Annotated in this window: 30 protein-coding genes; 11 read left to right on the forward strand and 19 right to left on the reverse strand. The window is 64.2% G+C overall.

Translation table 11 applies throughout. The annotated features are described in order from the left end of the window. The first annotated feature begins 137 nt into the window (after positions 1-137). The 9 genes from VGG47_RS09730 (at position 138) to VGG47_RS09770 (ending at position 8,135) form a co-directional block, all read left to right on the forward strand. The gene (locus tag VGG47_RS09730; protein ID WP_331537914.1) at positions 138-830 is read left to right on the forward strand and encodes an SDR family oxidoreductase; all 693 of its coding nucleotides are present in this window, start codon (positions 138-140) and stop codon (positions 828-830) included. A 195-nt stretch (positions 831-1,025) separates the two neighbouring features. Then, entirely contained in the window at positions 1,026-1,688 is a 663-nt protein-coding gene (locus tag VGG47_RS09735; protein WP_331537916.1) for a lysophospholipid acyltransferase family protein, read from the forward strand. After that, the gene (locus tag VGG47_RS09740) at positions 1,685-2,914 is read left to right on the forward strand and encodes a 3-deoxy-D-manno-octulosonic acid transferase (RefSeq protein ID WP_331537918.1); all 1,230 of its coding nucleotides are present in this window, start codon (positions 1,685-1,687) and stop codon (positions 2,912-2,914) included. The genes VGG47_RS09735 and VGG47_RS09740 overlap by 4 nt, the downstream gene beginning before the upstream one ends. Then, positions 2,911-3,852: a tetraacyldisaccharide 4'-kinase gene (gene lpxK, locus VGG47_RS09745; protein ID WP_331537921.1), complete on the forward strand. Its 942-nt coding sequence runs from the start codon at positions 2,911-2,913 to the stop codon at positions 3,850-3,852. Before VGG47_RS09740 ends, lpxK begins: the two co-directional genes overlap by 4 nt. After that, positions 3,849-4,763: a lysophospholipid acyltransferase family protein gene (locus tag VGG47_RS09750; protein ID WP_331537923.1), complete on the forward strand. Its 915-nt coding sequence runs from the start codon at positions 3,849-3,851 to the stop codon at positions 4,761-4,763. The genes lpxK and VGG47_RS09750 overlap by 4 nt, the downstream gene beginning before the upstream one ends. 193 nt (positions 4,764-4,956) lie before the next feature. Beyond that, positions 4,957-5,403: a YcgN family cysteine cluster protein gene (locus tag VGG47_RS09755; RefSeq protein ID WP_331537925.1), complete on the forward strand. Its 447-nt coding sequence runs from the start codon at positions 4,957-4,959 to the stop codon at positions 5,401-5,403. Further along, positions 5,400-6,104, forward strand: coding sequence for a M48 family metallopeptidase (locus VGG47_RS09760; protein WP_331537927.1), 705 nt, complete (start codon positions 5,400-5,402; stop codon positions 6,102-6,104). Before VGG47_RS09755 ends, VGG47_RS09760 begins: the two co-directional genes overlap by 4 nt. Positions 6,105-6,171: 67 nt before the next feature. Continuing rightward, positions 6,172-7,182 carry a zinc-binding alcohol dehydrogenase family protein gene (locus tag VGG47_RS09765; RefSeq protein ID WP_331537929.1) on the forward strand — a complete coding sequence of 337 codons (1,011 nt, stop codon included), beginning with the start codon at positions 6,172-6,174 and terminating at the stop codon, positions 7,180-7,182. Positions 7,183-7,187: 5 nt separating this feature from the next. Next, positions 7,188-8,135 carry an aldo/keto reductase gene (locus VGG47_RS09770; protein ID WP_331537931.1) on the forward strand — a complete coding sequence of 316 codons (948 nt, stop codon included), beginning with the start codon at positions 7,188-7,190 and terminating at the stop codon, positions 8,133-8,135. Between the two features lie 141 nt (positions 8,136-8,276). Here VGG47_RS09770 and VGG47_RS09775 read toward each other — a convergent pair whose 3' ends face one another. Continuing rightward, on the reverse strand, positions 8,277-9,326 hold the full coding sequence (locus VGG47_RS09775) for a YeiH family protein (protein WP_331537933.1): 1,050 nt from the start codon (positions 9,324-9,326) through the stop codon (positions 8,277-8,279). Between the two features lie 116 nt (positions 9,327-9,442). On the opposite strand from VGG47_RS09775, the gene VGG47_RS09780 reads away from it, so the two are divergent. Then, positions 9,443-10,324 carry a LysR family transcriptional regulator gene (locus VGG47_RS09780; RefSeq protein WP_331537935.1) on the forward strand — a complete coding sequence of 294 codons (882 nt, stop codon included), beginning with the start codon at positions 9,443-9,445 and terminating at the stop codon, positions 10,322-10,324. A gap of 150 nt (positions 10,325-10,474) precedes the next feature. On the opposite strand, the gene VGG47_RS09785 is transcribed toward VGG47_RS09780, so the two are convergent. The 16 genes from VGG47_RS09785 to VGG47_RS09860 form a co-directional block, all read right to left on the reverse strand. Next, the gene (locus tag VGG47_RS09785; RefSeq protein WP_331537937.1) at positions 10,475-11,389 is read right to left on the reverse strand and encodes a LysR substrate-binding domain-containing protein; all 915 of its coding nucleotides are present in this window, start codon (positions 11,387-11,389) and stop codon (positions 10,475-10,477) included. A gap of 194 nt (positions 11,390-11,583) precedes the next feature. Beyond that, positions 11,584-12,237 carry a PAQR family membrane homeostasis protein TrhA gene (gene trhA / locus VGG47_RS09790; RefSeq protein ID WP_331537939.1) on the reverse strand — a complete coding sequence of 218 codons (654 nt, stop codon included), beginning with the start codon at positions 12,235-12,237 and terminating at the stop codon, positions 11,584-11,586. Beyond that, the gene (locus VGG47_RS09795; RefSeq protein ID WP_331537941.1) at positions 12,234-13,628 is read right to left on the reverse strand and encodes an amidase family protein; all 1,395 of its coding nucleotides are present in this window, start codon (positions 13,626-13,628) and stop codon (positions 12,234-12,236) included. Before VGG47_RS09795 ends, trhA begins: the two co-directional genes overlap by 4 nt. A gap of 39 nt (positions 13,629-13,667) precedes the next feature. Continuing rightward, a complete protein-coding gene (locus tag VGG47_RS09800; protein WP_331537943.1) occupies positions 13,668-14,342 on the reverse strand; it encodes a TenA family protein in 675 nt (224 codons plus the stop codon). A 166-nt stretch (positions 14,343-14,508) separates the two neighbouring features. Next, on the reverse strand, positions 14,509-15,210 hold the full coding sequence (locus tag VGG47_RS09805) for a CBS domain-containing protein (protein WP_331537945.1): 702 nt from the start codon (positions 15,208-15,210) through the stop codon (positions 14,509-14,511). An 81-nt stretch (positions 15,211-15,291) separates the two neighbouring features. After that, positions 15,292-16,227, reverse strand: a complete 936-nt coding sequence (locus VGG47_RS09810) for a CPBP family intramembrane glutamic endopeptidase (protein WP_331537947.1) — start codon at positions 16,225-16,227, stop codon at positions 15,292-15,294. A 127-nt stretch (positions 16,228-16,354) separates the two neighbouring features. Beyond that, a complete protein-coding gene (gene egtB, locus VGG47_RS09815; RefSeq protein ID WP_331537949.1) occupies positions 16,355-17,536 on the reverse strand; it encodes an ergothioneine biosynthesis protein EgtB in 1,182 nt (393 codons plus the stop codon). Next, positions 17,520-18,497 carry an L-histidine N(alpha)-methyltransferase gene (egtD, locus tag VGG47_RS09820; RefSeq protein ID WP_331537951.1) on the reverse strand — a complete coding sequence of 326 codons (978 nt, stop codon included), beginning with the start codon at positions 18,495-18,497 and terminating at the stop codon, positions 17,520-17,522. Before egtD ends, egtB begins: the two co-directional genes overlap by 17 nt. A gap of 215 nt (positions 18,498-18,712) precedes the next feature. Beyond that, complete coding sequence (locus VGG47_RS09825; protein WP_331537953.1) at positions 18,713-19,894, reverse strand: MFS transporter; 1,182 nt, start codon at positions 19,892-19,894, stop codon at positions 18,713-18,715. 277 nt (positions 19,895-20,171) lie between these two features. Beyond that, positions 20,172-20,705: a glycosyl hydrolase 108 family protein gene (locus tag VGG47_RS09830; RefSeq protein WP_331537955.1), complete on the reverse strand. Its 534-nt coding sequence runs from the start codon at positions 20,703-20,705 to the stop codon at positions 20,172-20,174. Next, a complete protein-coding gene (locus VGG47_RS09835) occupies positions 20,702-21,376 on the reverse strand; it encodes a hypothetical protein (protein ID WP_331537957.1) in 675 nt (224 codons plus the stop codon). The genes VGG47_RS09830 and VGG47_RS09835 overlap by 4 nt, the downstream gene beginning before the upstream one ends. Before the next feature lie 2 nt (positions 21,377-21,378). After that, complete coding sequence (locus VGG47_RS09840; protein WP_331537959.1) at positions 21,379-21,906, reverse strand: hypothetical protein; 528 nt, start codon at positions 21,904-21,906, stop codon at positions 21,379-21,381. An 11-nt stretch (positions 21,907-21,917) separates the two neighbouring features. Further along, positions 21,918-22,127: a hypothetical protein gene (locus tag VGG47_RS09845; RefSeq protein ID WP_331537961.1), complete on the reverse strand. Its 210-nt coding sequence runs from the start codon at positions 22,125-22,127 to the stop codon at positions 21,918-21,920. 162 nt (positions 22,128-22,289) lie between these two features. Further along, entirely contained in the window at positions 22,290-22,703 is a 414-nt protein-coding gene (locus tag VGG47_RS09850) for a hypothetical protein (protein ID WP_331537963.1), read from the reverse strand. Beyond that, a complete protein-coding gene (locus VGG47_RS09855; protein ID WP_331537965.1) occupies positions 22,700-22,924 on the reverse strand; it encodes a hypothetical protein in 225 nt (74 codons plus the stop codon). The genes VGG47_RS09850 and VGG47_RS09855 overlap by 4 nt, the downstream gene beginning before the upstream one ends. After that, positions 22,921-23,283, reverse strand: a complete 363-nt coding sequence (locus VGG47_RS09860; RefSeq protein ID WP_331537967.1) for a hypothetical protein — start codon at positions 23,281-23,283, stop codon at positions 22,921-22,923. The genes VGG47_RS09855 and VGG47_RS09860 overlap by 4 nt, the downstream gene beginning before the upstream one ends. Positions 23,284-23,403: 120 nt before the next feature. Between VGG47_RS09860 and VGG47_RS09865 the strand changes: the two genes are divergently transcribed. Next, on the forward strand, positions 23,404-24,525 hold the full coding sequence (locus VGG47_RS09865) for an acyltransferase family protein (protein ID WP_331537969.1): 1,122 nt from the start codon (positions 23,404-23,406) through the stop codon (positions 24,523-24,525). A 47-nt stretch (positions 24,526-24,572) separates the two neighbouring features. On the opposite strand, the gene VGG47_RS09870 is transcribed toward VGG47_RS09865, so the two are convergent. Further along, positions 24,573-25,118, reverse strand: a complete 546-nt coding sequence (locus tag VGG47_RS09870) for a hypothetical protein (RefSeq protein ID WP_331537970.1) — start codon at positions 25,116-25,118, stop codon at positions 24,573-24,575. Then, entirely contained in the window at positions 25,115-26,659 is a 1,545-nt protein-coding gene (locus tag VGG47_RS09875; RefSeq protein ID WP_331537972.1) for a hypothetical protein, read from the reverse strand. The genes VGG47_RS09870 and VGG47_RS09875 overlap by 4 nt, the downstream gene beginning before the upstream one ends. Positions 26,660-26,730: the final 71 nt, after the last annotated feature.

The raw sequence follows: 26,730 nt of genomic DNA on the forward strand, positions 1-26,730 counted from the left end.
TTGTGAACAAAAAGTAGCAAAAAACTTTTTTATGCTGGGCCATGGGCGATGTCCGCGACAACGCCCATGGCCCAGCATAAAAAAAGTTTTGCGCCGCTTTTTTCAAAAAGCGGCTTCTTTCTCATAGAGGCCCAAACATGAGCGTATTCCTCATCACCGGCGGCGCAGCAGGCATCGGCGCCGGGATCGCGGCACGGCTGGTACAGGACGGCGCGACCGTCATCATCGCTGACAAGGAACCGGCAGTTTGCGCCGGCGCGCGCAGCGTGATCTGCGACGTTACCGACGAGGACGAGGTGCAAAGCCTCATAGACGGCATCGCCGGCGCCGAAGGGCGGTTGGACGGGATCGTCTGCAATGCCGGTTTCATGATCCGCAAGCCGGTCGAAACGCTGAGCTTGGGGGAATGGTCCAGCGTGCTCGCCACCAACCTGACCAGCACCTTCCTGCTCGTGAAAGCCGGAGCCAGCATGCTGCGCGCGTCGCACGGATCGGTGGTCACCATCGCTTCCACCCGCGCACATATGTCCGAGCCGGATACGGAATCCTATGCCGCCAGCAAAGGCGGGCTACTCGCCCTCACCCACGCCTTGGCGGTCAGCCTCGGCCCGGATATTCGGGTGAACTGCATCTCGCCTGGCTGGATCGACACCCAGCACTATCGCATCCGTCCCGAGGACCACGCCCAACACCCCGCCGGCCGTGTCGGCCGGGTGGAAGACGTGGCCAGCTTGACGGCCTATCTGCTGGGGCCGGATTCGGGCTTCATCACCGGCGCGGAATTCATCCTCGATGGCGGCATGACGCGGAAGATGATCTACGCGGAGTGACGCAAAGGTCAGTTAAGGCTTCTTTTTGTAAACAAAAAGAAGCAAAAAAACTTTTTTATGCTGGGCCATGGGCAATGTCGGCGACGATGCCCATGCCCCAGCATAAAAGAAGTTTTTGCGCCGCTTTTTTTAAAAAGCGGCTGCTTCCTTCCTCTTCGCTGGCCTTCCCCTGAGGCAAATGCTACCGCCCGCGGCGTGAAGAGAATTTTACAATCCGACCGGTTTCGGGCGGCGCTGGCGTGGCTCGCCGCGCGTTACCTGCAACTGGTGGCGAAGACCCTGCGCTGGCGCATCGAGGGCGACGCGCAAATCCAGGAGATGGCCACAGGCGGGCCGCTGATCGTCGCCTTCTGGCATGAGGCGATGCCCGCCATGCCGATCCTTTGGCAACAGGCGAAACGGTGCGGCATGGTCCGCCCGGCCGCGGTGCTGGCGAGCCGGCATCGCGACGGACAGCTGATCGGCCGCGTCGTCGAGCATATGGGCATCGGCCTGGTGTCGGGGTCTTCCTCACGGGGCGGGGCCGCCGGGCTGCGCGGATTGCTGCGCGCGTTAAGCGCCGGCATGAATGTCGGGCTGACGCCGGACGGGCCGCGCGGACCGCGCCGGGTCTGCGCGCCCGGCGTGGCGCAGTTGGCGGCGCTGAGCGGACGGCCGATCCTGCCCTGCGCCGCGGTGACCAGCAACGCCAAAACTTTACGCTCCTGGGACAGAATGCGCCTGCCTTTGCCGTTCGGCCGCGGCGTGCTGGTCTGCGGCGCCCTCATCACCGTGCCGCGCGAAAACTGGGAAAGCGGCGTCGAGACGATGACGGCGGCGCTGAACACGGCCATTGACCGCGCCGCGGGGCTGCTGTGATCGCCGCCTATCGCCTCGCCGGGCGGCTCGCCGCCCCGTATTTGCGCCGGTATCTGCGCCGCCGCGCCGCGCGCGGAAAAGAAATTCTGCTCCGCCTGCCGGAGCGCTATGGCGCCGGCCAAGTGCTGCGCCCGGCGGGCAAACTCGTCTGGATTCACGCTGCCAGCGTCGGGGAAACGATGTCGGTGCTGCCGGTGATCGAGGCTCTGGCCGGCAAGGCGGAGGTGCTGCTGACCACCGGCACCGTCACCTCCGCCAATCTCGCCGCCGCCCGCCTGCCTGCTTTCGCCCGGCACCAGTTCGTGCCGCTGGACGTACCGGGCTGGGGGCAGAAGTTTCTCAGGCATTGGCGGCCGAACGTGGCGGTGTTCGTGGAGAGCGAACTGTGGCCCGGCCTGCTCACCGAATGCGACCGGCGCGGCATTCCGCGCCTGCTGATCAATGCACGGATTTCACAAACGTCCGCGCGCAACTGGCGGCGTGTGCCGTTTCTTGCCCGCCGCGTGCTGGCGCCGTTCCGCCACGTGCACGCGCAGTCGGCGGGGGACGCGGAGAATTTTCGCCGTCTCGGCCTGCGCGACGTGCTGGAATGGGGCAACCTGAAATTTTCTGTTCCGCTCCTGCCGGTGGATGACGAAGCGCTCACCGCTTTCCAGGCGCAGGTTTCCGGGCCGGTCTGGCTGGCCGCCAGCACCCATCCAGGCGAGGAACAGATCATCGTGCAGGCGCATCGCGCGCTGCTCGCGGCATTTCCCGGCCTGGTCACCATGATCGTGCCGCGCCACCCGGAGCGCGGCGCCGAAATCTCCGCGCTCGCCGGCAACGCGCCGCGCCGGTCGCTAGGCGAAACCCCGCAAGCCGCGCAAATTTATGTCGCCGACACGCTGGGCGAGCTGGGCCTGTTCTTCCGCGCCGCCCCGTTCGCCTTCATCGGCAATTCTCTCTCCAGCTTCGGCGGGCATAATCTGATTGAACCCGCGCGGCTTGGCCGTGCCGTCATTACCGGTCCGCACAACGAGAATTTTCTGGAAGCCGCCGCGATGCTGCGCGCCGCCCAAGCGCTGGTCGAGGTGACGGATTCCGCATCTCTCGCCGAGGCCGTGCGCACCTGGCTGAAACGACCGGAAGACGCGGCGGCAGCGGGCTTGCGGGCCGAAGCCGCTTTGCGTACCGGAGCAGAATTGCCGCAACGCCTGGCCGCTCTGATCCTGGACAACATGCGATGAGGGCGCCAAAATTCTGGGCCAAACGCGGTGGTGTCGCGCGTCTGCTCGCACCGCTCGGCGCCGTCACCGCCGCCCTCACCGCGCGCCGCCTGCGCAGACCCGGTTTTGCGGCGGGCATCAAAGTCATCTGCGTCGGCAATGCCGGCGTCGGCGGCGCCGGCAAGACCGTGGTGGCGCTCGATCTCCTCGGCCGGCTGGGGGGCGCGCGTTTCGCGCTCACGCGTGGCTACCGCGGCCGGTTGGCCGGGCCGGTGCTGGTCAACCCCGCCCGCCATACCGCCGCGGATGTGGGAGACGAGGCGCTGCTGCTCGCCGCCGCCGCCCCCACCATCCTGGCCCATGACCGCGCCGCCGGGGCCAGGCTGGCGCTGGCCGAAGGGGCCACCGCCATCGTCATGGATGACGGGCTGCAAAATCCCTCCCTGGTCAAAACCCTGTCGCTGCTGGTCATCGACGGCGGCTACGGCTTCGGTAATTTTTTGCTACTCCCCGCCGGGCCTTTGCGGGAGCCGGTGGCTGCCGCCGCTTCGCGCGTGCAGGCGGCGGTGCTGATCGGCGCGGACGAGACCGGCGCGCTCGCGCACCTGCCCCCGGCGCTGCCGGTGCTGCGGGCCCGGCTGGTGCCGGAAAGCGCCTCCGACCTGGGTGGGCGCAAAATCGTCGCGTTCGCCGGGATCGGCCGGCCGGAAAAATTCTTCGCCTCGGTGCGGGCGCTGGGTGGGGATTTGGTCGCCGCCCATGCGTTTCCCGACCATCACGTGTATAGAGCAAGCGATTCGGCGCGGCTTCTGGGCGAGGCCGAGGCTCAAGGAGCGCAATTGGTGACGACGGCAAAGGATTACGTGAAACTGCCCGAGACGTTGCGGGCGGCAAGCTCGGTGGTCACGGTGCGCCTGCACTGGAACGACGAAGCGGCGCTGGAGCGGCTGCTGGCATGAGCGACGGCGAGGTGGAAACCGTGCCCCTGGCGCACAAGGCCGAAGCCGCCCTGGTGCGCGCGGCATTGGCAATTTTCCGCGCGCTCCCGCCGGCCACGGCGTCCCGCCTCGGCGGCGGCGTGGCCAAGGCGATCGGCCCGCTGATCCCGGTCTCGAAAGTGGCCGACCGCAACCTGCAGATGGCGATGCCGGAACTCGACGCCGCGGCACGCAAAAAAATCGTCGCGCAAGTTTGGGAGAATCTCGGCAGCACGGTCGCCGAGCTGGCGCAGATCGGCCAGTTGCACGAGACCATGTCGGGCCCCGGCTATCACGTCACCGGCTGGGACGAGCATGTGGCGCCTGCTTTGGCGAAGGGTGGACCTTCGCTCATATTGACCGGCCACATCGGCAACTGGGAAATCATCCCGCCCGCCGCCTATGCGCGTGGCCTTGATCTCGGCTTCATGTACCGCGCCGCCAGCAACAGCCTGGTCAACGATATCATCCTGAAGCTGCGCGAGGCGAATTTCGGCCGCAAGGTGTATATGTTCCCGAAAGGCAGCACCGGCGCCCGCCAGGCCTACGCGCATATGGCGCGCGGCCAGAGCCTCGGCCTGCTCATGGACCAGAAGCTCGATAACGGCATCGCCGTGCCGTTCTTCGGCCGCCCGGCCATGACCGGCCCGGCGCTGGCGAGCTTCGCCCTCAAATTCAAATGCCCGGTCTTCCCCGTGCGGGCGCTGCGCGAGGGGCCGGCCCGGCTGCACGTGATCTACGAGGCGCCGATGACGTTGCCCGACAGCGGCGACAAAGAGCGCGACGTGCTGACGATGACCACGGATATGAACAATATCCTGGAACGCTGGATTCGCGAGACGCCTGGCGCCTGGCTCTGGCTGCACCGCCGTTGGCCGAAGAAGGCAAGCTAGAAAGCACAGTAAGGCCTACTTTTTGTGAACAAAAAGTAGCAAAAAAACTTTATTCCTCTGGGCCACGGGCTTTGTCTGGGACAACGCCCATGGCCCAGCATAAAAGAAGTTTTTGCGCCGCTTTTTTCAAAAAGCGGCCGCTTCCTTCTATCAGTCTGGCGGACCGCCGCCCGGCAAGATAAAGTAACCGACGATGGGATTCTGGCACGACAAGACGCTGGCGGAGATGAGCAAGGCCGAGTGGGAATCCCTCTGCGACGGCTGCGGCCGCTGCTGCCTGCACAAGCTCCGCGACGAGGATACCGACGAACTCAGCTTCACCAATGTCGCCTGCGGGCTGCTAAACCTGAAAACCGCGCGCTGTGGCGACTACGCACAGCGACGCAGCAAGATTCCGGATTGTGTACAGCTGACCCCGAAAAAGCTGAAAACCGTGGATTGGCTGCCGCCGAGCTGCGCCTATCGGCGGCTGCAGGAAGGCAAGGACCTGCCGTCCTGGCACCCGCTGGTCACGGGGCAGGCGGAGAGCGTCGTCGAGGCCGGAGCCAGCGTCGCCGGACGGGCGATCAGCGAGCGCGATGCCGGCCCCCTGGAACACCATATCGTGGCCTGGCCCGGCCAGCTCCCACGCCGGCGATGAGTACGCAGATCACCACCGAGCTGGTGCCCATCCAAGGCGCGCTGGCCCAGGTGGCGTTCCGCCGCTCCGCGCGCGCGCGCAAAATCTCGCTCCGCATCGATCCGGCCCAAGGCGGGGTTGTCATCACCTTGCCGATGCGCGCCTCGCGCCGCGCCGGGCTGGCGCTGCTGCAGACGCACGAGGCCTGGGTGGCGGAGCGGCTGGCGTCCCTGCCCAGCGCCCTGCCCTTTCTGCCGGGCGCTGCGGTGCCCGTGCGCGGCGTGCCGCACGAAATCTGCCCGGTGCCCGCCGGGCGCGGCGGCGCCTGGATCGAGGCTCAGCGCATCTTGGTCACCGGCCAGCCGGAATTTCTCGGCCGTCGCGTCGCCGACTGTTTAAAGCGCCTGGCGCGCCAGGAGCTGACCGCGCAGGCCGCCGCCAAGGCCAAGCTCGCCGGCCTCAGTCCCAAATGCGTCAGGATCAAGGACACGCGCACGCGCTGGGGCTCCTGTGCACCGGACGGCACCCTCGCCTTCTGCTGGCGGCTGATCTGCGCGCCGGATTTCGTGCAGGATTACGTGGTCGGCCACGAGGTCGCGCATCTGCGGCACATGAATCATGGTCGGCATTTCTGGGCGCTGACCGACGAGCTCACCCCGCACCGCACCGCCGCGAGCGCATGGCTGGAGCGCAACGGCCCGGCCCTATTGAGGATCGGCTGACCGCTCTTATCTGTCGCAGAGCGAACCGCCAAGTTTTTCGCCGTCTGAAACAAGAAAGAGTCCGTTCATGAAAGCCGTCGCCTTTACTCATTCCAAGCCGGTCACCGACTTCGAAGCGCTCCTGGATCTCGAGCTCGCGGTTCCGCTGCCGCGCCATCACGACCTGCTGGTGGAAATCAAAGCCGTTTCGGTGAATCCGGTCGACACCAAAATCCGCCTGGGCGGCGAGCCACTGGGTGAGCCGCGCGTGCTCGGCTTCGATGCCGCCGGCATCGTCCGCGCCATCGGCCCGGAGGCGCAGAATTTCGCGGTCGGCGACGAAGTGTTTTACGCCGGCGTGCCGAACCGGCCCGGCACGAACGCCGAATTCCATCTGGTCGATCACCGCATCGTCGGCCACAAGCCGAAGACGCTGAGCTTCGCCGAGGCGGCGGCGCTACCGCTCACCTCGCTCACCGCTTGGGAGATGCTGTTCGACCGCTTCCGCATCCCGCGTGACGTGGGCGCGCGCGGCACGCTGCTGATCGTCGGCGGCGCCGGAGGCGTCGGCTCCATCGCCATCCAGCTTGCCGCAAAACTCACCGGCCTCACCATCGTCGCCACCGCCTCGCGGCCGGAGACCGCGCAATGGTGCCGCGAACTTGGCGCGCATCATGTGATCAACCACCACGCGGACATGGCGGCGCAGTTCACTTCCCTCGGCCTCGCGGCGCCGGAATATATTTTCTGCGTCACCAATCAGCGCACGCATTTCAAGAAACTGACCGAGCTGCTGGCCCCGGAAGGCGCGATCGGCATCATCGAAGCCAGCACCGGCACGGTCGATATCTCCACGCTGATCCGCAAATGCGGCACGCTGCATACGGAATACATGTTCGCCCGCGGCGTGCTGCACACATCGACCATGGCGGAGCAGCACCTCGTGCTTGAAGCGGTCGCCCATCTCGTCGATAACGGGACGTTAAAAACAACGGTGACCGGGAATTATGGCGTCATCAATGCGGCGAATCTCAAACGCGCGCATGCGGCCATCGAGGCGGGAAGCGTCCGCGGTAAAATCGTTCTGGAAGGGTTTTGACTTAGATGCAGATGAAAGAACTGGGCCGCTCGGGCCTCAAGCTGCCGTCCATCATGTTCGGCGGCAACGTGTTCGGCTGGACCGCCGACACCGCAGCCTCGTTTAAGCTGCTGGACGCGCTGATGGATGCCGGGCTGAACGCGATCGACACCGCGGATGCCTATTCGCGCTGGGTGCCGGGCCATCAAGGCGGCGAGTCCGAGGCGATCATCGGCGTGTGGATGAAGGAACGCAAAAACCGCGACAAGGTGATCGTCGCCACCAAGGTCGGCATGGATCTGGCCCCCGGCAAGAGTGGCCTGTCGGCGAAGCGGATCGAATACGCCGTGGAAGCCTCGCTGATCCGGCTGCAGACCGATTACATCGACCTGTACCAGGCGCATAAGGACGACGAGGAGACCCCGCTCGAGGAAACGCTGGAAGCCTTCGGCAAGCTCGTGAAAGCCGGCAAGGTACGCGTGCTCGGCGCCTCCAACTATACCGCGCCACGGCTGCGCCAGGCGCTGGCAGTGTCGGAGAAACTCGGCCTGCCGCGCTATGAATCGCTTCAGCCGCACTACAACCTGATCGAGCGGCCGATTTTCGAGGACGGACTGGGCCCGCTTTGCCGCGAGCAGCAGGTGGGCGTGATCAGCTACTACAGCCTCGCCTCCGGCTTCCTCACCGGCAAGTATCGCAGCGCTGCCGACGCGCAGAACAAGGCGCGCAGCAACGGCGTGGCGAAATACCTGAACGAGAAGGGCTTCGCGCTGCTGAAGGTGCTGGACGCGCAAAGTGCGCGGCTCAACGCCACGCCGGCGCAGGTGGCGCTCGCCTGGCTCGCCGCCCGGCCGGAAGTGACCGCACCGATCGCCAGCGCCACCAGCCTCGCGCAGTTGCAGGATATCGTGAAGGCCTCAGTGTTGCAGCTGGACGCCGAAGCGATCCAGGCGCTGAACACCGCCAGCGCGTAAAGTAAGTGGCCGCTTTTTAAAAAAAGCGGCGCAAAAATTTTTGTTATGCTGGGCCATGGGCGTCGTCGGTGACAACGCCCATGGCCCAAATTAGTAAAGTTTTTTTGCTACTTTTTGTTCACAAAAAGTAGCCTGCGCTTTCTAGGCTATATGCAGCAGCCGGATGAGCAGGAGGCTGATAGCGCCCAGCACCAGCAGCGAGGCGGTGACGGCGGACGAGACGCGCAGGCCCGCCCGCGCCACGGTGCGGACGTCGACGCCCAGTCCGAGTGCGGCCATGGAAATCGTCGTCAGCAGGGCGGCGACATGGTTGATCGGGTGCAGCAGCGGCACCGGGATCAGCCCGGCCGAGCGGATCGCCAGCAGGACCAGAAACCCGACGATGAACCAGGGCACCAGTTGGTGGATCTTCGGCATGCCGGGCTGCGGCCGTTCGCCGGCGGTGAGATGCCCCACCTCGTCCACCTCGTCGCGCAGCTTGTGGGCCAGCATCGCCAGGGCGAACACCACCGGCCCCAGCATCAGCACGCGCACCAGCTTCACCACCGTGCCGACCTGGTTGGCGAGCGCGCCGATCGGCAGTGTCGCCGCCAGCACCTGCGGCACGGCATAGACGGTGAGCCCCGCCAGCACGCCATATTGCGTGAGGGAGAGCAGCAATACCGGCGCCAGCAGCGGGAGGAGCAGAACGACGATGACGCCAAGCACCGCGGTGAAGGCGATCGAGGCAGCGATGTCGTCCGCGCAGGCGCCGATCACCGGTGCTACGGCGGCGATCGCGGAATTGCCACAGATGGAATTGCCGCACGCCACCAGCAGCGCCAGGCGCGGGCGCAGGTGCAGAAACCGGCAGATCGCGTAGCTGGCGACGATCGACAGCGCGACGACGACGACGATGCCGATCAGCAGTTTCGGCCCCAACGCCATCACCGTGCGGGCACTGACCGCCGCTCCAAGCAGCACCACCGCGACCTCGAGCAGAAATTTTGCAGAGAAGGTGATGCCGGGCTTGTACGCCGCCCCCGGCGCCCACAGCGTGCGCACGACGAGGCCGAGCAGAATGGCGAGCACCAGCGCCTCAAGATAGGCTTGGCCGGTCAACGCCACCTCGGCCGCTTGCAGCACCGTGGCGCCGAGCGTGACGGCGAGGCAGAGCAGGAGGCCGGGAAAATGTTTTATTACTAACATCATGGGCGGTGGTTTTATCCTCCTATACCCAATTTAATATCCGATAATTTTTATCTTAATGATCAAGCTGATCGATGATTTTTCTGGAAAACTGACCTCCCGGATCGTAAAGCTTCTTCATGACGCTCGATCAGCTCAGGGTTTTTGTCGCGGTTGCGGACCGCCAGCATGTCACGCGCGCGGCGGAGGTGTTGAATCTCGGCCAGTCGGCGGTCAGCGCCGCGATCGCGGCGCTGGAAGCCAGGCACAACACCAAGCTGTTCCACCGCGTCGGGCGGGGGATCGAGCTGACCGAGGCGGGAACGCTGTTTCTCAGCGCGGCGCGCGGCATCCTGGCCCAGGCCGAAGCGGCGGAGCTGCTGCTGAGCGAGCTCAGCGGCGGCAAACACGGCACGCTGCTGGTGCAGGCGAGCCAGACGATCTCCAGCTACTGGCTGCCGCGGCATCTGGTGGCGTTCCGCCGCCAGCATGGGACGATCGATATCCGCCTCACCATCGGCAACACCGCCCAGGTGGCGCAGGCGGTGCATCGCGGCGAGGCGGAGCTGGGCTTCGTCGAGGGCGCGGTCAGCGATCCGTCCCTGCTCAGCATGCCGGTGGCACGGGACAAGATGATCGTGGTGGTCGCCCCGGACCATCCCTGGGCGCAACGCGACACGCTGGCGCCGGAGCAATTGCTGGAAAGCGACTGGGTGCTGCGCGAGCGCGGGTCCGGCACCCGCTCGGAATTCGAGCAGGCGCTGGCGCAGTTCGGCGTGCCGGCCAAGGCGCTGCGCGTGGTGCTGGAACTGCCCGCCAACGAGGCGGTGCGCGGTGCGGTCGAGGCCGGGCTCGGCGCCACCGCCATCTCCGCCTCGGTGGCCGCCCCGAGCCTCGAAGTCGGGTTATTGCATCATGTGAAATTCGCGTTGCCGGAACGCGATTTCCATGTCCTGCGCCATGCCGACCGCTATCAGAGCCATGTCGCCGCTGCATTCATGGCGATGTTGGCCAAGGGCTAGAGAAAAGAGAAGGCTACTTTTTGTGAACAAAAAGTAGCAAAAAACTTTGTTAATCTGGGCCATGGGCTATGTCGGCGCCAACGCCCATGACCCAGCATAGCCCAAAAGTTTTTACGCCGCTTTTTTCAAAAAGCGGCTGCTTCCTTTTCTCTAATCCACCCGCACCACGTCCGGCGCATGCGCCGCGAGCAGTGCTGCGAACCGGCGGAATTGTGCTTCGCGCGGGTCGCTGGCGCGCCAAATCAGGCTGATCCGCCGCCCAGCACTGGCCTGGTCGAGCGTCCGGCAGTCGACCAAGGTGGCGATATCCGGCCGCGCCCGCACCGCCAGCGCCGGCAGCAGCGAATATCCCTCCCCGGCCGCGATCATGTGCCACAACGTTTCCAGGCTGGTGGCGTGACGGGTGGCGCGCGGCGCGCCGCTGCAGAGCTCCAGCGCCTGGTCGCGCAGGCAGTGCCCCTCATCGAGCAGAAGCAGATCCTCATGCGGCAGGATGTCCAGCTTGATATGCGGCAGCGTGGTGAGCGGATGCCGCCGCGGTGCTGCCAGAATGAACGGCTCGAAAAAAATCGCCTGATGCGAGAGACCCGGCATATCCGGCGTCATCACCGCGAGGATGACATCCATCGCCCCATGGCGGAGCCGCTCGACCAGCGCCGAGGTGCGGTTCTCGGTCAGGCGTAACGACACGTCGGGCAGTTCGTCGCGCAACAGAGCGAGAACCGCAGGCAGATAATAAGGCCCCAGCGTTTCGATGGCACCCAGCTGCAAAATCCCGCACAAATCCGTGCTCTGCTGGCCCAAGGCCAGCAAATGCCGCGCCTCGGCGAGAAGCCGGTCGATATGCATGAGCAGGATTTCGCCCTGCCCGGTGACCGCGACGCGACGCTTGGTGCGCTCGAAAATCGGCACGCCGAGATGGGCTTCGAGCTTGCGCACCTGCTCGGACAAAGCCGGCTGGCTGACCCCGCAGCGCTCCGCGGCGCGGCCGAAATGCTTCAACTCCGCGACGGCTTCGACATATTCAAGATCGCGCAGGGACAGGCCGGCAAGGGATTTTGGCATCGCAGCCGTATTAGTAGGTTCTATCGATGACTGAAATACAGAAAACCGGCTTCACCTATGAATGATTTTCATATCAGCTTGAAGGAAGCGGCGCAAAAACTTCTCTTATGCTGGGTGTTGGCGACAAAGCCCATGACCCAAATTAATAAAGTTTTTTTGCTACTTTTTGTTCACAAAAAGTAGCCTTCGCTTCCCTAAAAAACTCCCCCGGTAAGCTGCAGGCTGATGGCGGCGTAATGCATCGAGCCTGCGACCAGAATCAACAAATGCCAGACCGGGTTGTTGAATTTGACCGGCATCGCCTGCAACACCGCGCCGGCCATGTAGACAATCCCGCCCCCCAGGATCAGCGCCAGCACCTCGCCGTGCAGCAGGACAAAACAATCCCGGAGCAGCGCCAGCAGCATCCAGCCCATCACCAGATACAGCACCAGCAGCGCGCGTTCGAAACGCCGCGGGTAACACAGGGTCAGAAATATGCCTATCGCGGCAAGCCCCCAAACCAGCAGGCAAATCGCCAGTCCGCCGCTGCCATCCAGGACCAGGACGCTGATCGGCGTGTAGGTGCCGGCGATCATCACGAAGATCATCGACCGGTCGAGGCGCCGCAGCCACTCCTTCAACGGGCCAGGCGGACAAAGCTGGTAGGCGGCGGAGGCGCCCAGCATGCCTACGAGAGCGGCGGCATAAATGCCGATGACCGCGGTGGTCAGAGCGCCGAACGCGGTGGCGCGCCCGACCAGCGCCAGTGCGGCGACCAGGCCGAGCGGCAGGCCGACGGCGTGAACGGCGGCGTCAGCCGCGCGTTCAGCCACGCTATAGGACGGAAACTGGTGAACGACGCTCAAAAAGCCGGATCGACCGGCGATGGCGGCGTGCCACCCGCTTCGAGCACCGCGCCGGCGGCCAGCAGCAGATCCTCGCGGAACCGCCCGGCCAGCAACTGCACCCCGGTCGTGGTGCGTCCCACCTGCGCGGTGGAAACGGCCAGCGCCGGCAGGCCGGTGAGCGCGAGACCGACTTGCGTGAGCTGCGCCCGCCAGACCCGGGGAAAATCCGTCCGGTCCAAGTGATCCGGAAACGGCAGCTCCGCCGAGACCGGCAGCAGCAGCACCGGATGTTTGTGCAGCAGGAGTTGATAGTCGCGGATTATGGTGGCGCGGCGGACCAGCGCCTGGGCATACAACTCGGCCGAGACCCGGCCGTTCAGAAAGGCTTTGAGCCCGGCAATGGTACCGATGGCGCCGGGATCGCCATCCTGCGCGGCCATCGCCTCCCAGGGCGCGAAACTCTCGCCGATCCAGAGCCGGGCCTGCAGTTCCGCAGCCTCCTCAATGGCCGGGATATCGTCCAGTTCGACCACCTCCCAGTCGGCATCGCGCAGCCGCGCGGCGGCGTCCACCAACGCCTCCTCTACCTCCGGCACGATCTCCAACCCGCCGGGGCGGCGCACCAGAGCGGCGCGGCGCGGCTGATCGGGAAATTCCAACGGGGCGGGCACCCACCACGGGTCACGCGGATCGAAACCCGACATCGCGGCAAGGCCGAGGCGCAGATCCGCGATGGTGCGGCCGATCGGACCGGAAACGCCGGTGAGCTGCGGGCCGATCGGCCGCTCCGGGCCGCTGGCATTGTAGGCGGCGACGCGGCCGAGGCTGGGGCGCAGCCCGTGCACCCCGCAGGCATAAGCTGGGTAACGGATGGAGCCGGCAATGTCCGTGCCATGCGCGAGATGGCCGATGCCGGCGGCGACGGAAGCCGCCGCACCACCCGAGGACCCGCCCGGCGTGCGCGACGGGTCACGCGGGTTTTTCGTCGCGCCATGGATTTGGTTGTCGGTGAACCAGCGCAGCGAAAAAGCCGGCGTGTTGGTGCGGCCGAGAATCACCGCGCCGGCGCGGCGCAGATTCGTCACCACCGGACTGTCCGCCGCGGCGATATTTTCCGCCTGCAGGCGCGTGCCGTTGGTGGTGGCTAACCCTTCCTGGTCGACATTCACCTTGACCGTCACCGGAACGCCGGCCAGCGGCCCCAATTCCTCGCCCCGTGTGACGGACAAATCCACCGCGTCTGCCTGGGCCAGCACGTCCTCGGCGCGGTAGTCGACGACCGCGTTGATCGCCGGGTTCACCGCTTCAAGCCGTGAGAGCGCGGCCTGGGCGGCCTCGCGGGCGGAGATTTTGCGGTTGCGGATGTTCTGCGCGAGTTCGGTGGCGGACAGACGCCAAATTTCCGTCATGAGCTTCTCCTGATCGACCGCGATGGATGCTGCGGCGATTTAAGAAGCTTTTGCGCCTGCGCGCCAGCCGGTTTCCCAGAACGCCGCCTCGCATTCGGTGGCCTGGACGAAAATATTCAGCAGCGCGTCATAGCGCGCCGCCCCGCCGCGGGTCACTGCCAGCCGCTCCAGCATGGCCATCGTCGCGGCGACCGACTGGTTGTATTCGGGACCGGCATAGGCCGCGACCCAATCGGCATAGGGATTGTCCGGGCGCAGCCCCGCGTTCAACATGGCGCCGATTTCCGCATAACCAGCGATACAAGGGGCAAGTGCGACCATCAGGTCCAACGCATCGCCGGCCTGGCCCAGCTCCAGGACGTAGCGCGTATAGGCGATCATCTCCAGCGAGGCCGGCGCCGCCCGCATCTGCGCCTCGTCCAGGCCCCAGCCGGCACAATAACGCACATGCAGGGGCATCTCGCCGGTCAACAACACATCGGCGGTGGCGAGTGCGGCGCGCATATCCTCAGGCCTGTCCAGCTTGTAGGCGAGCAGGACATAGGCACGGGCATATTGGATCAGGAACAGATAATCCTGGACCAGAAAATTCCTGAATTTCGGCGCCGGCAGCGAGCCGTCGCCCAAAGCCAGGACAAAAGGATGGCGGATATAGCGCGACCACGGGCCGGCGGCGTCGGCGCGGAGCCGGTCGAAAAACGGGGTGTCTGTCATGCGGTACAGTTAGCAGGCAAGCGAAAGGAAGACTTCTTTTTGTGAACAAAAAGAAGCAAAAAAACTTTGTTATGCTGGGCCATGGGCTTTGTCGCCGACAACGCCCACGGCCCAGCATAGCAAAAGTTTTTGCGCCGCTTTTTTTAAAAAGCGGCTGCTTCCTTTCTCACGCCATCGGAAACGACATGCCTGAGCCCGGGTCGACGTAGGTCAGATGATCCTGCACGATTTTTACGCCGGGCGCGTTCTCGGCGATCACGATCACCGCCTGGCGCTCCTCGTCACTGAAAATCGTCCCTTCCAGGTTCACGACCTTTTCCTTCACCTCGATCTTGATGCTGGATTTCGGCGCCCACTTCGCGTGCGCGATCTCGTTTTTGATATAGGTGCGGATCTCCTCGTCGGTGCGCTCCTCGGGCACTTCGATCAGCTTGCGCGCGAGCGCTCGCAGCACGTCCGAACGGCTGATGATGCCGACCAGCCGGTCTGCCTCCAGCACCGGCAGGCGTTTCACGTGCTTGTGCAGCATCAACCGCGACACCTCGGCCAGATCGGCCGCCGGCCCCACATGCATTGGATGCGGGGTCATCACCTCACAGACACGCCGCCCATGCGTGGCGACATAGTCGGCGGCGACGCTGGAAGGCATCAGAAACACCTTCAGCCAGCTGGGCTGCTTGCCCTCGCTCTCCAGCTCGGTGCGGCGCAGCAGATCGCCTTCGGTGATCATGCCGACCAATGTGCCGTCAGTCTCCAGCACCGGCAGGCCGCTCACATTATGGGCAAGCATGATGCGGACCGCGTCGGCCAGCGTCGTCGACGGCAATACGGAAACAATGTTCGTACTCATCAGAGCGGCGACATTCATGCAATCCTCCTGTCACGAACGAAGGATGAATGCGGCATTTGCGGAACCCGCACCATGACGCAGATCAAAGCGCGCCGGCAGTCAGCTGGCGCGCGAGACCGCCAGAAACGCCGTGGGGCGCAAAAATCTGGATGCCAGAAGCGCCGCGAGCAGCAGGATCGCGGTGCAGAACACGCTGCCCTCGGGCCCGGTCACGCCACCCGAAAAATACACATTGCCGTGGGGCGCAAAAGTCAGCAGCGTGCCGACACAGCGATTGCCGCTATCGGCGGTGCCGAACAGGAAATTTTCCGCATAATCCCAGGCGCCGTGAAAGCCGATCGCAAACCAGAGCGACCCGGTGCAGCGGATGAACACGCAGAACAGCAGCCCCGCCCCGACGGTGTCGATCAGGCCCAGCGGCGTTTCCCCGTGGTTCATGCCGTGCAGCGCGCCAAACACCAGGCTGGTGAGGCCAGCCGCCCCCCAGAACCCCGCGCCGCGCGTCAAAACCACAAGCAGATAGCCGCGCAGCGCGAATTCTTCACTCACGCCGATCAGCAGGCTGACGCCCAACCATTCCAGCGCGTAGCGGATTTCCGCGCCGGGGCTAAGCCCGCCCCCCTGCCCCGTGGCGAACCCGCCAGCGCTTAAGGACAGCATCAGCGCGCCGAGTGCCACCAGCCCGGCGACGAACCCGGCGCCGAGGCGGGCCCATTTTCGTGGCTCCATCAGGCCGTATTCGGTCAGCCTGACATCCTCGAGAAACGCCATCAGCGCGCTGGCGCCCAAGGTCGGCAGCAGCAGGACAACCTCGTTCAGCCCAACCAGAGCCGGCGTCAGCCCAACCGGCCGGTGCGCCGCCAGCGCGTGAAACGCGGCATGCAGAGCGATGGCGACCAGCACAAGCTGCACCGCCAAGGCCAACAGAAACAGCGCGGCACGCCAGCCGGCCCGTACGCCCCCGCGCCCGACGAACAGGCGGGCCAACAAACGCTCCGAAAGGCGGCCCCGGTTCAGGCATCCGCGCAGCCGCATGCAAGCACTCCTCGGTCAGAGGTCGGACTAGAGCAATATATTCAGAAAGAAGAAAGCGGCCGCTTTTAAAAAAGCGGCGCAAAATTTTTGTTATGCTGGGTCATGGGCGTTGTCACCGGCAACGCCCCTATCGTGCCAGCCTGATCCCGCTGAACTGCCAGCGCGCGCCGGCGGGGAAGAAGTTGCGATAGCTGGGGCGCGAATGACCGGGCGGCGTGGCGAGCGAGGCGCCGCGCAGCACGTACTGGTTCACCATGAACTTGCCGTTGTATTCGCCGATCGCCCCGGACGCCGCGCGGAAGCCGGGATAAGGCGCATAGGCGCTGCTGGTCCATTGCCAAGCCGGGCCGAACATCTGCTGCAGAGCCGGATCGGTCAGCGCCGCATGCTCCCATTCCGCCTCGGTCGGCAGCCTGGCCCCGGCCCAGTACGCATAGGCGCTCGCCTCGAAAAAAGAGAGGTTCAGCACCGGCGCATGCGGCTGCAGGTCCGCCAGCCCATTCAGCGCGAACACCCGCCAGTGGCCGTCCTGGCGATGCCAATAGAGCGGCTGCGACAGTTTGTTGGCGCGCACGAATTCCCAGCCTTCCGACAGCCAGAATGACGGCTCGTTATAACCGCCATCGGCGATGAAGGCGAGATATTCCGCGTTCGTCACCAGCCGGGAGGCGAGCTGATAGGGCTCCAGAAACTGCCGGTGCCGTGGCCGCTCGTTGTCGAAACAGAATTCTGCGCCCTCATGCCCGATGGACACGACCCCGCCTTCGAACTCATGCCAGACGAGCGGAGCTTCCGTCGGCGGCACCGCGGCCTCCGGCTGATAGGCGGGAAATAGCGGATTCAGGCTGAGCAGGTGCGTCACATCGGTGACGATCAACTCCTGATGCTGCTGCTCATGCTGCATTCCGAGCTCAACCAGGGACGTTAACGCCTGCGAACGTTCGCGCCCGAGCAGCGCCTGCATGCGCGCATCGACAGCCTCGCGGTACGCGACCACTTCTGCGCGTGACGGGCGCGTGACGAGGCCGCGCTGCGGCCGCGGATGCTGCGCGCCCACGCCGTTGTAATAGGAATTATACAGCACGCGGAACGCTTGGTGGTACGGCGCGAAATGCGCTTCGAATGGTTCGAGGATGAAGGTTTCGAAAAACCATGTCGTATGCGCGAGGTGCCATTTCACCGGGCTCGCATCGGGCATCGACTGCGCCAGGCAATCCTCATCCGAGAGTGGCGCCGCCAGCGCCATGGTCTGGCGCCGCACCTGCGCGAAACGCGTGGCAAGGGGCAAGAAGTCAGGTTGCTCGGGCATGACACACCAGATAGCGACCTTCCGCGTCGGACCAGCAGCGCGCCTCGCCAAAGCCGCTTTGCCGCAGCAGGTCGAGAATGGCCGCACAAGAGTATTTGTAGCTGTTCTCGGTATGGATTGCAGTACCCTGGCCAAACGCGCGCGCCCCGCCGGGCCAGGTCACGGTGAGGTCCCGGCGGGCGCGCAGATACATCTCAACCCGGCTCTGCGCCGCGTTGAACAGCGCCTTGTGCTGCCAGTCGCGGAGCAAAAAATCGCTGCCCAGCAGCAAGTTGATGTGCCGCAACGCGTTCAGGTTGAAAGCGGCGGTGACGCCGAGCGCGTCGTCATAGGCGGCCTCCAGCTCTTCCGCCGGCTTCACCAGGTCGATGCCCAGCAGCAGCGTGCCGTCGCCGCCGCACGCGGCGCGGATGCGGGTGAGGAATTGCGCCGCCTGCAATGGCGTGAAATTGCCCAGCGACGAGCCCGGATAGAAAAACAGTTTTTTACGCCGCTCCTGCACGTAGGCGGGCAGGTGCAAAAAATCGGAAAAATCGAGGGCGACGGGATGCATCGGGATGTGTGGATAGGATTTTTTCAGTCCTTCCACCGCGCGGTGTAAAAATTCCTCGGAGATGTCGACGGGAATATAGGCCTGGGGCTGCAAGACGTGAAAGAGGCCCGCCGCCTTGGCACAATTGCCGGCGCCCAGATCGATCAGCGTCGCCCCCACCCCCACGGAATCGGCGATCGCCGCCGCGTGCTGCGCGAAAATCGCCGCCTCGGTGCGGGTGAGGTAATATTCATCGAGCTCGCAGATCGCCTCGAACAGTTTCGAGCCGAGCGCGTCATAAAAATACTTCGGCGCGATACTTGGCTGCGGCCGGGACAGGCCCGCGATCAGTTCCGCCCGCGCGGCGTCCCGTTCAGAACCCAACTCTTCACGCCGCTTCGTCGCGACTTCGGCATCCGCGTGTGACATGGAACATTCCCATTACGTTGTGAGCGCTCGCGTCAGGGGGGGAGTCCAGACATCGTTATGATCAGATTTGCCGCAGCGCGACAATGTCAACCGGCGCATCCACATCCTGTCGAAATTGTCAGGCCTTATACCGGTATCAAAATGCCGCCCCGCGCGCAAAGAAAAACGGCGTGCCGTGCGGCACACCGTTTTTGCTCAGCCGTTGGAGTTACGGGTCACTCTGCGGCGCCGGGCTCCAAGGTGGTCCGGTGCGCCATGGAGACGTTGCGCGCCTCGGGGCCGAAGGCCATCAGGATGATCAGCGCCACCGAGCAGGCCCCGGCCACCAACATCAGCGCGTAGCCGTAATTGCCGCCATGGTTCATGGCGATGCTGACCTGCAGCGGCGCGTTGATCGAGGCGACGAAATTGCCGAGCTGATAAATGAAGCCCGGGAACGTGCCGCGGATTTCCGACGGCGACAGCTCGTTCAAATGCACCGGCACCACGCCCCAGGCGCCCTGCACCGCCACCTGCATGAAGAACGCGGCGATCGCGATCTCGATCGGCGTGCCGGCATGCGACCAGGGGACCATGACGATCAGCGCCAGCACGCAGGCGCCGATGATCGCATAGCGCCGGCCGATCTTCTGGCTAAGGAAGCCGAACAGGATGCCGCCCACCATCGCGCCGACATTATACACCAGCGAGATGTTGGTGATCTGCGCATGCGTGAAGTGCAGCTGCTCGCCGAGGAACAGGCGCGGATAAATGTCCTGCGTGCCGTGCGAGAAGAAATTGAACGCGGCCATGATCAGCACGCCGTAGAGCACCAGCTTGCCGTTCTTGCGCAGGATCTGCCAGGCGGAAACGCGCGGGCCTGCCTTGAGCTGCTCGAAGGCCGGGCTCTCCTCGATCGCGAAATTGATGAAGAACACCAGCACCGCCGGCACCGCGCCGACGAAGAACATGCCGCGCCAGCCGAGATCTTGATAAGCGAAGCCGAACAGCAGCGTGGCCAGGAAGTACCCGCACGGATAGCCCGCCTGCAGCAGGCCGGATACCCAGCCGCGCCAACGATCCGGGATCGTCTCCATGGCAAGCGAACTGCCCACGCCCCATTCGCCGCCCATGGCGATGCCGAACAAGGTACGGATGACCAGGAAGGAGGTGAAGCTCCAGGCGAAACCGCTCAGGGCCTCGAACAGCGAATACAGCAACACGACCAGCATCAAGATCGGCTTGCGGCCATATTTATCCGCCAGGCGGCCGAAAATGAACGCGCCGACCGCGCGCGTCGCCAGCGTCAGCGTGATCGCGAGGGTGATCGACTTGATGGAAACGCCAAAGGTCTTGGCGACATCATTGAAGGTGAAAATAAGAATAAAGAAGTCGAATGCGTCGAGAGTCCAGCTCAAAAAAGCGGCAATGACGACGTTTCGGGCTCTACTCAGGTTCTCTACAGCCGTGCCAGACATAGCTTTTCAATCCCAATTCTTCAGACAGTTCATGCCCTGTTAAAGCTTATGTAATATAATGCAAGGGCTTATTGTCTCTTATGGGAAGCGCCTCCGGACCACGGGTTGCAGGGCCAAAGCGCGAAACATTCGCTTGTCCCATGAGACGATAAAATCGATTTTTTTGAAGGCTGGCCGGCATGAGAGGCTGCGAAGAGATGCGATCAAAGCATAGCGCCTATGCAATCACATCCCCTCGAGCCCGCATCGCCAGGGCGGCTTCTGTGCGCAGCGCCACGCGCCTGAGCTGGCCGTGCTTGAAAATCATGTCTGTGTCGGCCTCGTAAAACGCCGTCTGCCCCTGGCTCAGGCGCAGGATCAGTTCGTTGGCATCGGCCCGGCTTACGGCGGTGAGCGTGTGCGGCCCGATTTCGCCGTCCACCGGCACTTCAAGCGCCGCCTGAAAAAGGCGCACGCTGCCGCCGACCCCGGCATTCACCGCATGGTCGAACACCATGAGATCCGCGCCCGCGGGCAAGGCGTCACCGTTGATCTTCTGCCAGTAATCGCGGCGATAGATCGCCGCCGCCGCCGCCGCGTTGAGGCCGCGCAGCTCCAAATGCGGATAGGACGCTGCCGAGAGTCCAAAATTCGTGCCCTTGAGGATCCCGACGCCGATCTCGCCGCTGGTCCAGTTGCCGCGATCTTCCGGGGTCATGCTGAACCCGCCCTCGCACCGCAACGTGAACGCCACGCAGACGCTAAAATTCATGCGCCGGCCTCCGCTTCGCGGACGAGGTCCAGCGCGTAGGCACCGACGACGAAACCGGCAGCGAAGAAGCTGCGGTCCATCGGCTTGGCCTCGCCCCAGGAAGTGCAGGTGGTCAGGGCGCCGTCATAGTCATCAGCCCAAACGGCGTGATAGCCCCACGAACCTGGCGTGCCGGCAGCGCTCCACACCAGCTGGTTCTGCTGCGCCAGGCCCAGCGCCAGAACCAGAAAAACGCCACCCATCGTGCTGACGACATGACGAACATCATCTTCCGATTGCACCACCAGCGGAAAAACCCGGCCGAGCCGATAACCGGCGATGGCATTCTGGCGCCACCACGCGAACAACTCGCTCGGATCGGTGCCGCGGTCACTGGCGGGATTGAGCGCCGTATAGCCGGTGATCTGGCCGTAGAGCGTCACCGCCAGATCGTTGGAGATTTGCGGACCCGACATGCCCTTGCCCGCCATCGCCGTCTGCACGGCATTGCAGGCGGCGGTTTCGACACAATCGCCGATCAACTCGTTATGCCCGGCGACGCGTGGCGTGCCGATGATGCGGCTGTACGCGACCGGCGGCAGATTTGTCGCGACGCGCTGCGGTGTCGCCGCTGGCGTTCCCTGCCACCGGCACCCCAGTTTCATCGCCGCGAGCTGGTGCGGGAGATGCATTTTTACGCCCCCAGAATTTTCAAGGCCTGGGGCTCGCTCATCGTCGGCAGCGTCGCACCAACTCCGTTGCTCACCGCCTCACCCAGGACCAAAATAGTTTGCAGCGCATCCACGGTGGTGATGATGTTGGACGCCAGTGAACCAGAAAGGCTTGTCGCCGCGACCACCACGTCAGCCATGATCGCCTTGGCGTCGGTCTCGAACGCGGAGAGTGCGGCGGGGACGCTGGTGGCGGTGAAAGTCAGCGTGGCGGCGCCGTTATTCGTCGTGTTCAGCGCCACGACCTGCGCCGCCATGTCGGCGACGACGGCGTTGATCACCGCAACCTTGGCAGCACCTATGGCTGCGCTGATCTCCGGGATACTCAGCAGCGTGGCCACGCCGTTTTTCACGGCGGTCGCGTAATTCTGCAGCGTGGCGAGGTTCAGCGTGACCGTGGTCACGCCGTTGACGGTAGTGGCTGCGCAGCCGAGCAGCGCCACGGGCAACAGCGGCACGGTCGCAAGCAAATGGCGACGAGAAATGTTCATGGATCAGCCTTTCACGATTTCAGTGGGGGGAATTCGCGCGGAACCGGCAACGGCTTGAGCGCGATCAAATAATGCACGGCCGCCGTCACCAGCGTCGCCGCGGCGGTGGCGACGTCGGCCGGCATGGTGATGTGGCAGAATGACAGCACCCAGTTCAGCAGCACGATCGCGGCGAGCGAGACCGTGCCCGAGGCCGCAGCCGTCGAGAGCGACGTGGTCATGGGAGTTTCTTTCGAAGTGATGGGGAAGACTTCTTTTTGTGAACAAAAAGAAGCAAAAAAACTTTATGACTCTGGGCTATGGGCTTTGTCGCCGACACAGCCCATGACCCAGCGGAAAAGAAGTTTTTGCGCCGCTTTTTTCAAAAAGCGGCCGCTTTCTTCCTAGTGAAAGAAGTGCGTGACAAGTCCGGCCAGCGCGCCGCCACAGAGCAGCACCAAGCTGTCGAAAATCCAGCCTAACGTGCCGAACGAGCCTTTTTGCGTGGCTAGCTGCTGCGCCAGCTGGTCGTGGCGCTCCTCCTGCCGCCGGGCACTGTCGGCGATCATGGCGCCGATGCTCTTGCCCAGATTTTCGCGATCTTTCTGCGCGGCGATCTGGCCGTCGTGGTAGATTTGCAGCATTTGTCGGTTCTGGTTGAAGAGTTCCATGATCGACGCGTCGGTGCTCTGCTGGCGTGACAACAAACCGTTCACATCGCCCCGCAGCTCGCCGACATCGCGTTCAACCCCCATCTCCTTCCCCCGCGGCGCGCGCTTGCGCTTTGCCGGCATGTCACCGTTGACGGCCTGGCTCATGGCGCCCTCAATGCCGGCGCGATCTTCGGACGCCCGAAATGCAACACGAACAGCATTTTTGTCACGCTGTAAGGTTGCAGACCGAACTTGCTGTTTTGCGCCGCGACCGCTTTTCCGCTCTTATTGTCGAAAGCGTAGAAAGAAATCTGGGTGATCGCAATTTCCGTGGTGCGCCCGTAAAAGGCGATTTCCGGGGTAGCGGCCAGTGGGGCGCGGATCACAGCGGCCGCAGGACGACATGGATGAGCCCGGTGAGCATCGCGCCCGCGGCGGCGAACGCCAGAGCCGCCCGCAGACCGTCATACCAGGGCGTCGGCGCGTCGGAGACCTGATCGGCGCAGTGATGGCGCTGAACATCCCAATTCAAAAGCCAACACATGAAGCAGCCGATCGGATGGCGCGGCTGATCGCGGATCGGCAACCCGGTCACAGGGTCCTGGCGCCACCCGGCCGCAATCGCACACCGCTTGGAGACCGTCATGCCCGCCACCGCGCCGGGAATCCATTGATTGATGTAGACATCGGTCTGAACGCCCACATAGGCGATATATGCCCAGAGGGCGACGAGGAATTTCAGCATCTCAAGCCTCGGAACGAATGGTGTTTGTTAGAGATGGCACGCGCGCCTGAATGAGGACCGTCAAATTTATTGCCGAATTCGCAACGATCAGGTAACGTCCTCGCGTCAGGGAGAGTGACAATGGGGCTGATCCGGCTGTTTCTCGCGCTCGTGGTGGTGGTCGACCATTTAAGGATATTGGTGGTGTCGGGCACCGCTGCGTCTCCGGATCATTGGATCGCGCCCGCGGAGCTTGGTTTGAACGCCGGCTATGCCGTCATGTATTTCTACATGGTCAGTGGTTTCCTGATCAGCTACGCTTTATCCCACAAATATGCGGATGGACTGTGGGCGTTTTATAAATCCCGCTTTGTGCGCATCTTCTCTCTGTACTGGCCGCTTTACGTCATTTGCCTGTTCCCCGTTGGGGCCATCGGCGCCATCGGCTTCTGGCCAAGGCTTTCCTCGATCTTCCTGTTCGGAATCGATTGGATCCTGGCATTTGGCACTTATCCGAATCAGGATGGGGCGCCTTTCTCCGCCTATCTCGCTCAAGCCTGGTCGCTGGGTGCGGAGGTCACTTTCTATGTGCTCGCCCCCTTGCTGGTGCGCTCGATCGCAGGGAGCGTCCTGCTTCTCACCTTTTCCCTCGCGACGCGGCTCTCGTTCGTTCATGTCTTCGGTTTCAGCTTGACCTGGACGTATCACTTCTTCCCGGCCACGGTCTGGTTCTTTTTGCTCGGGCATCTTGCGCGTGTCGTCTGGGAAAAATGGCGCCTCCCCAACTGGCTCGGCGTGCCGCTTCTGCTCGGATCCATCGGGGTTTCGGTACATGGCATCCCCGTGTCGGCGTGGGACAACACCAACTTCTATGCCGGGATTTTCCTTTTCGCCGCCGCCCTGCCCGGCATCTTTGGCCTGACCAGGAACAACCGCCTCATGAATATCGCGGGCGACATCTCATACCCCCTCTATTTGACGCATATCGGCATGATCAGCATCGTCTTCACCGCGCTGCCGCAAGTCGGCAGGGCTCTTCTTGGCCTCGATAAAACCATCAGTCATGGCGGTTTTTGGGGCGGCAGCGTCGTGTTGGCGGCGTTTGTTCCGCTCACGGTGTTCATGGCCTGGCTCACACTCGTGTTCATCGAAGGCCCCACCGCGCGGCTCATGCGCGCGGTGATCGGCGCTTCAGAGCGCTTTGTATCGACCCGCTTCGGCGCGCGTGACGGCACCGCCATCAACCGCGCCGAGGCGGACTGACGCGCAGGCGGCGATTGCCATCACGAGAGTCTCGATCCCGGAAGAAATTACGGAATCGTTACGCTCGCCGCGGGGAGCGTGCCGGACATCGCCATTGCGCTCTTCACGGCGGCGATAAATTGCGCCACAACCTTGGCGAAATTCAGAAAGGCCGTTGTGGTGGTGAAAGTCACCACGGTCCCGTTGAGCAGGGGCCATTCGAGCGCGGTGCTGGTGCCGTTCGTAAATTCGGAGAATGTGCTGATGAATTGCGCTTCCGTCGCGATGTCCTGCTGACCGAAAGCCACGCCGGACTGCACATTGTAGACGCCATTGAGCGCCGGCGTGCTGGTGCTGGTGACGGTCAGCCCTGCGGCCACGAGCGCGGTGGCCGCTTGCCCCAGGGTCGGCGTCGGCGCAACCGGGGCCGCGAAACTCCACACCCCGCTCGTCTCGGTAGCACTCCATCCCACCTGCGGCGCCGGGGTGATGCCGTCGATCTCGGTGCATTGCGCGACGATGGCGGGCGCAAAGCACTGCGCCAGTGTGAAGCCGCTGCGGGGCGTGAGGATCTCGGCGATCACGGCGCCCGCGATGCGTGCGTAAGTGCTCATGTGTTCCACTCCACGTAAACGGCACCGTTCGCGCCGTTGCTATAGCCGTTTGCCCCGGTGGTGACGTTCGCCGCGGCGCCCCCGCCTGGAACAGCAGGCGCAGATCCGAGGACCGCGTTATTCGCGATGCCGCCTTTGCCACCATAGGGGCCGGCACACTCGCCGCCGGGGACCGAGTCTTCATAACCGTCGAGGTCGAAGCCCCCTTGGCCGGTCAGTACGACGGGGTTGATGACGCTTGCTGCGGCGGTTCCCGTGCCGCCGCTCCCCGGACCGGCCGCGCCGCCCGCGCCGCCGGTCGCCGAGAGATAGGAGCCAAAACTCGACGTGCCGCCGGCGGTCGCCGTGCCATTGTTCGCAACGCCCACACCGCCGGTCCCCACCGTCACGGCGATGGCCTGGCCCTGCACCACGGCAACCCAGCCGCTGGCAAAGCCGCCGCCGGCGCCACCGGCGCCCTGGCCGCCGGAACTGCCGCCACCGGCGCCATAGGCCGAGGCCTTGACCAGGCGGACGCTGGCCGGGACGGTGAACGTGCCGGACGCCGTGAAAACCTGCCCGCCGGGTGCGGGCGGCGTGACGATCTGCCGCCAGGACGAAACGCCGTCTCCCCGCTCCGTGAACACCGACTGCGACGCCAGCGTTGTCGATGTGCCGCCACTCGGCCAGGTCGTATCGCTCCCCGCCGTGACGATGGTTACCGTGTTCGATGTCGTATCGGTGCGCACATACTCGAACGGCAGCGGAATTCCCCCAGCGCTCGCCGCCAAGGGGCGCGTGATGGTGATATTCCCCGAAGCCGCGTTCACCAGCACCAGCCCGGCATTGTCGGCCGTCAGCGTGGTGCTGGTGGCGACGGTGGTGACATTGGCGCCGGCCACGTTGGGCAGACTCTGGAGCGGGATGCTCACAAACGGCGCGCCGGGCGCCTGGGCGATGTTAGCGGTGGTGATCGCGGTCTGCCCATAAGCCACCGTCACCACGAACAGCGGCACATAGCCGGTGTCAGCGGATGGCGGGGCTTGCGATCCGGTGGCGGCGGCGCTGCCAGCCTTGGCGACCAACGTGACGGTTTCGTCTCGCGTCGTGTTCTGCGCGGCGCCGCTATTGGTCGGGCCGGCATAAGGCTGGCTCGGGTTGGCGGCGTTCACGTAAGGCAACACCACCGGCGTGCCATCGGTCTCCGCGAACGCCCCCTCGATCAGATAGGCGATCGACTGGCCCGCCGTTGGCGGCGCCGCCACACTCAAGGTGGTGGGGTCGAGATTGACGCCCTGCTTGACAATGAATTCGGTCAGGTCCGCGGCGAGCTCGCCGTAAGCGGTGGCGTCCACGATTGTGTATTGCGTCAGCGCGCCGGCCGACACCTGCACGCCCATGCCGGGCACAGCCAATGGCGAACACGTGAATCCCGAAGCTACTGCCGAACTTCCAAACACCGCCTGCAAAATCGCCCCGTCAGAAATCATGGCATTGCGTTGCACGTTCAAAAAATCGGCGGATTTGGGCAACGCGCCGGGATAGGTGATGATGCGATCCATGAAAGATCCTTAAAAAAGCAAAAGGAAAGGCTACTTTTTGTTAGTTCAGGCCGTGCTGGTTTCGCCGGCAC

Source organism: Acidocella sp. (genome assembly GCF_036489515.1).
In the GTDB taxonomy this organism is placed as follows: domain Bacteria; phylum Pseudomonadota; class Alphaproteobacteria; order Acetobacterales; family Acetobacteraceae; genus Acidocella.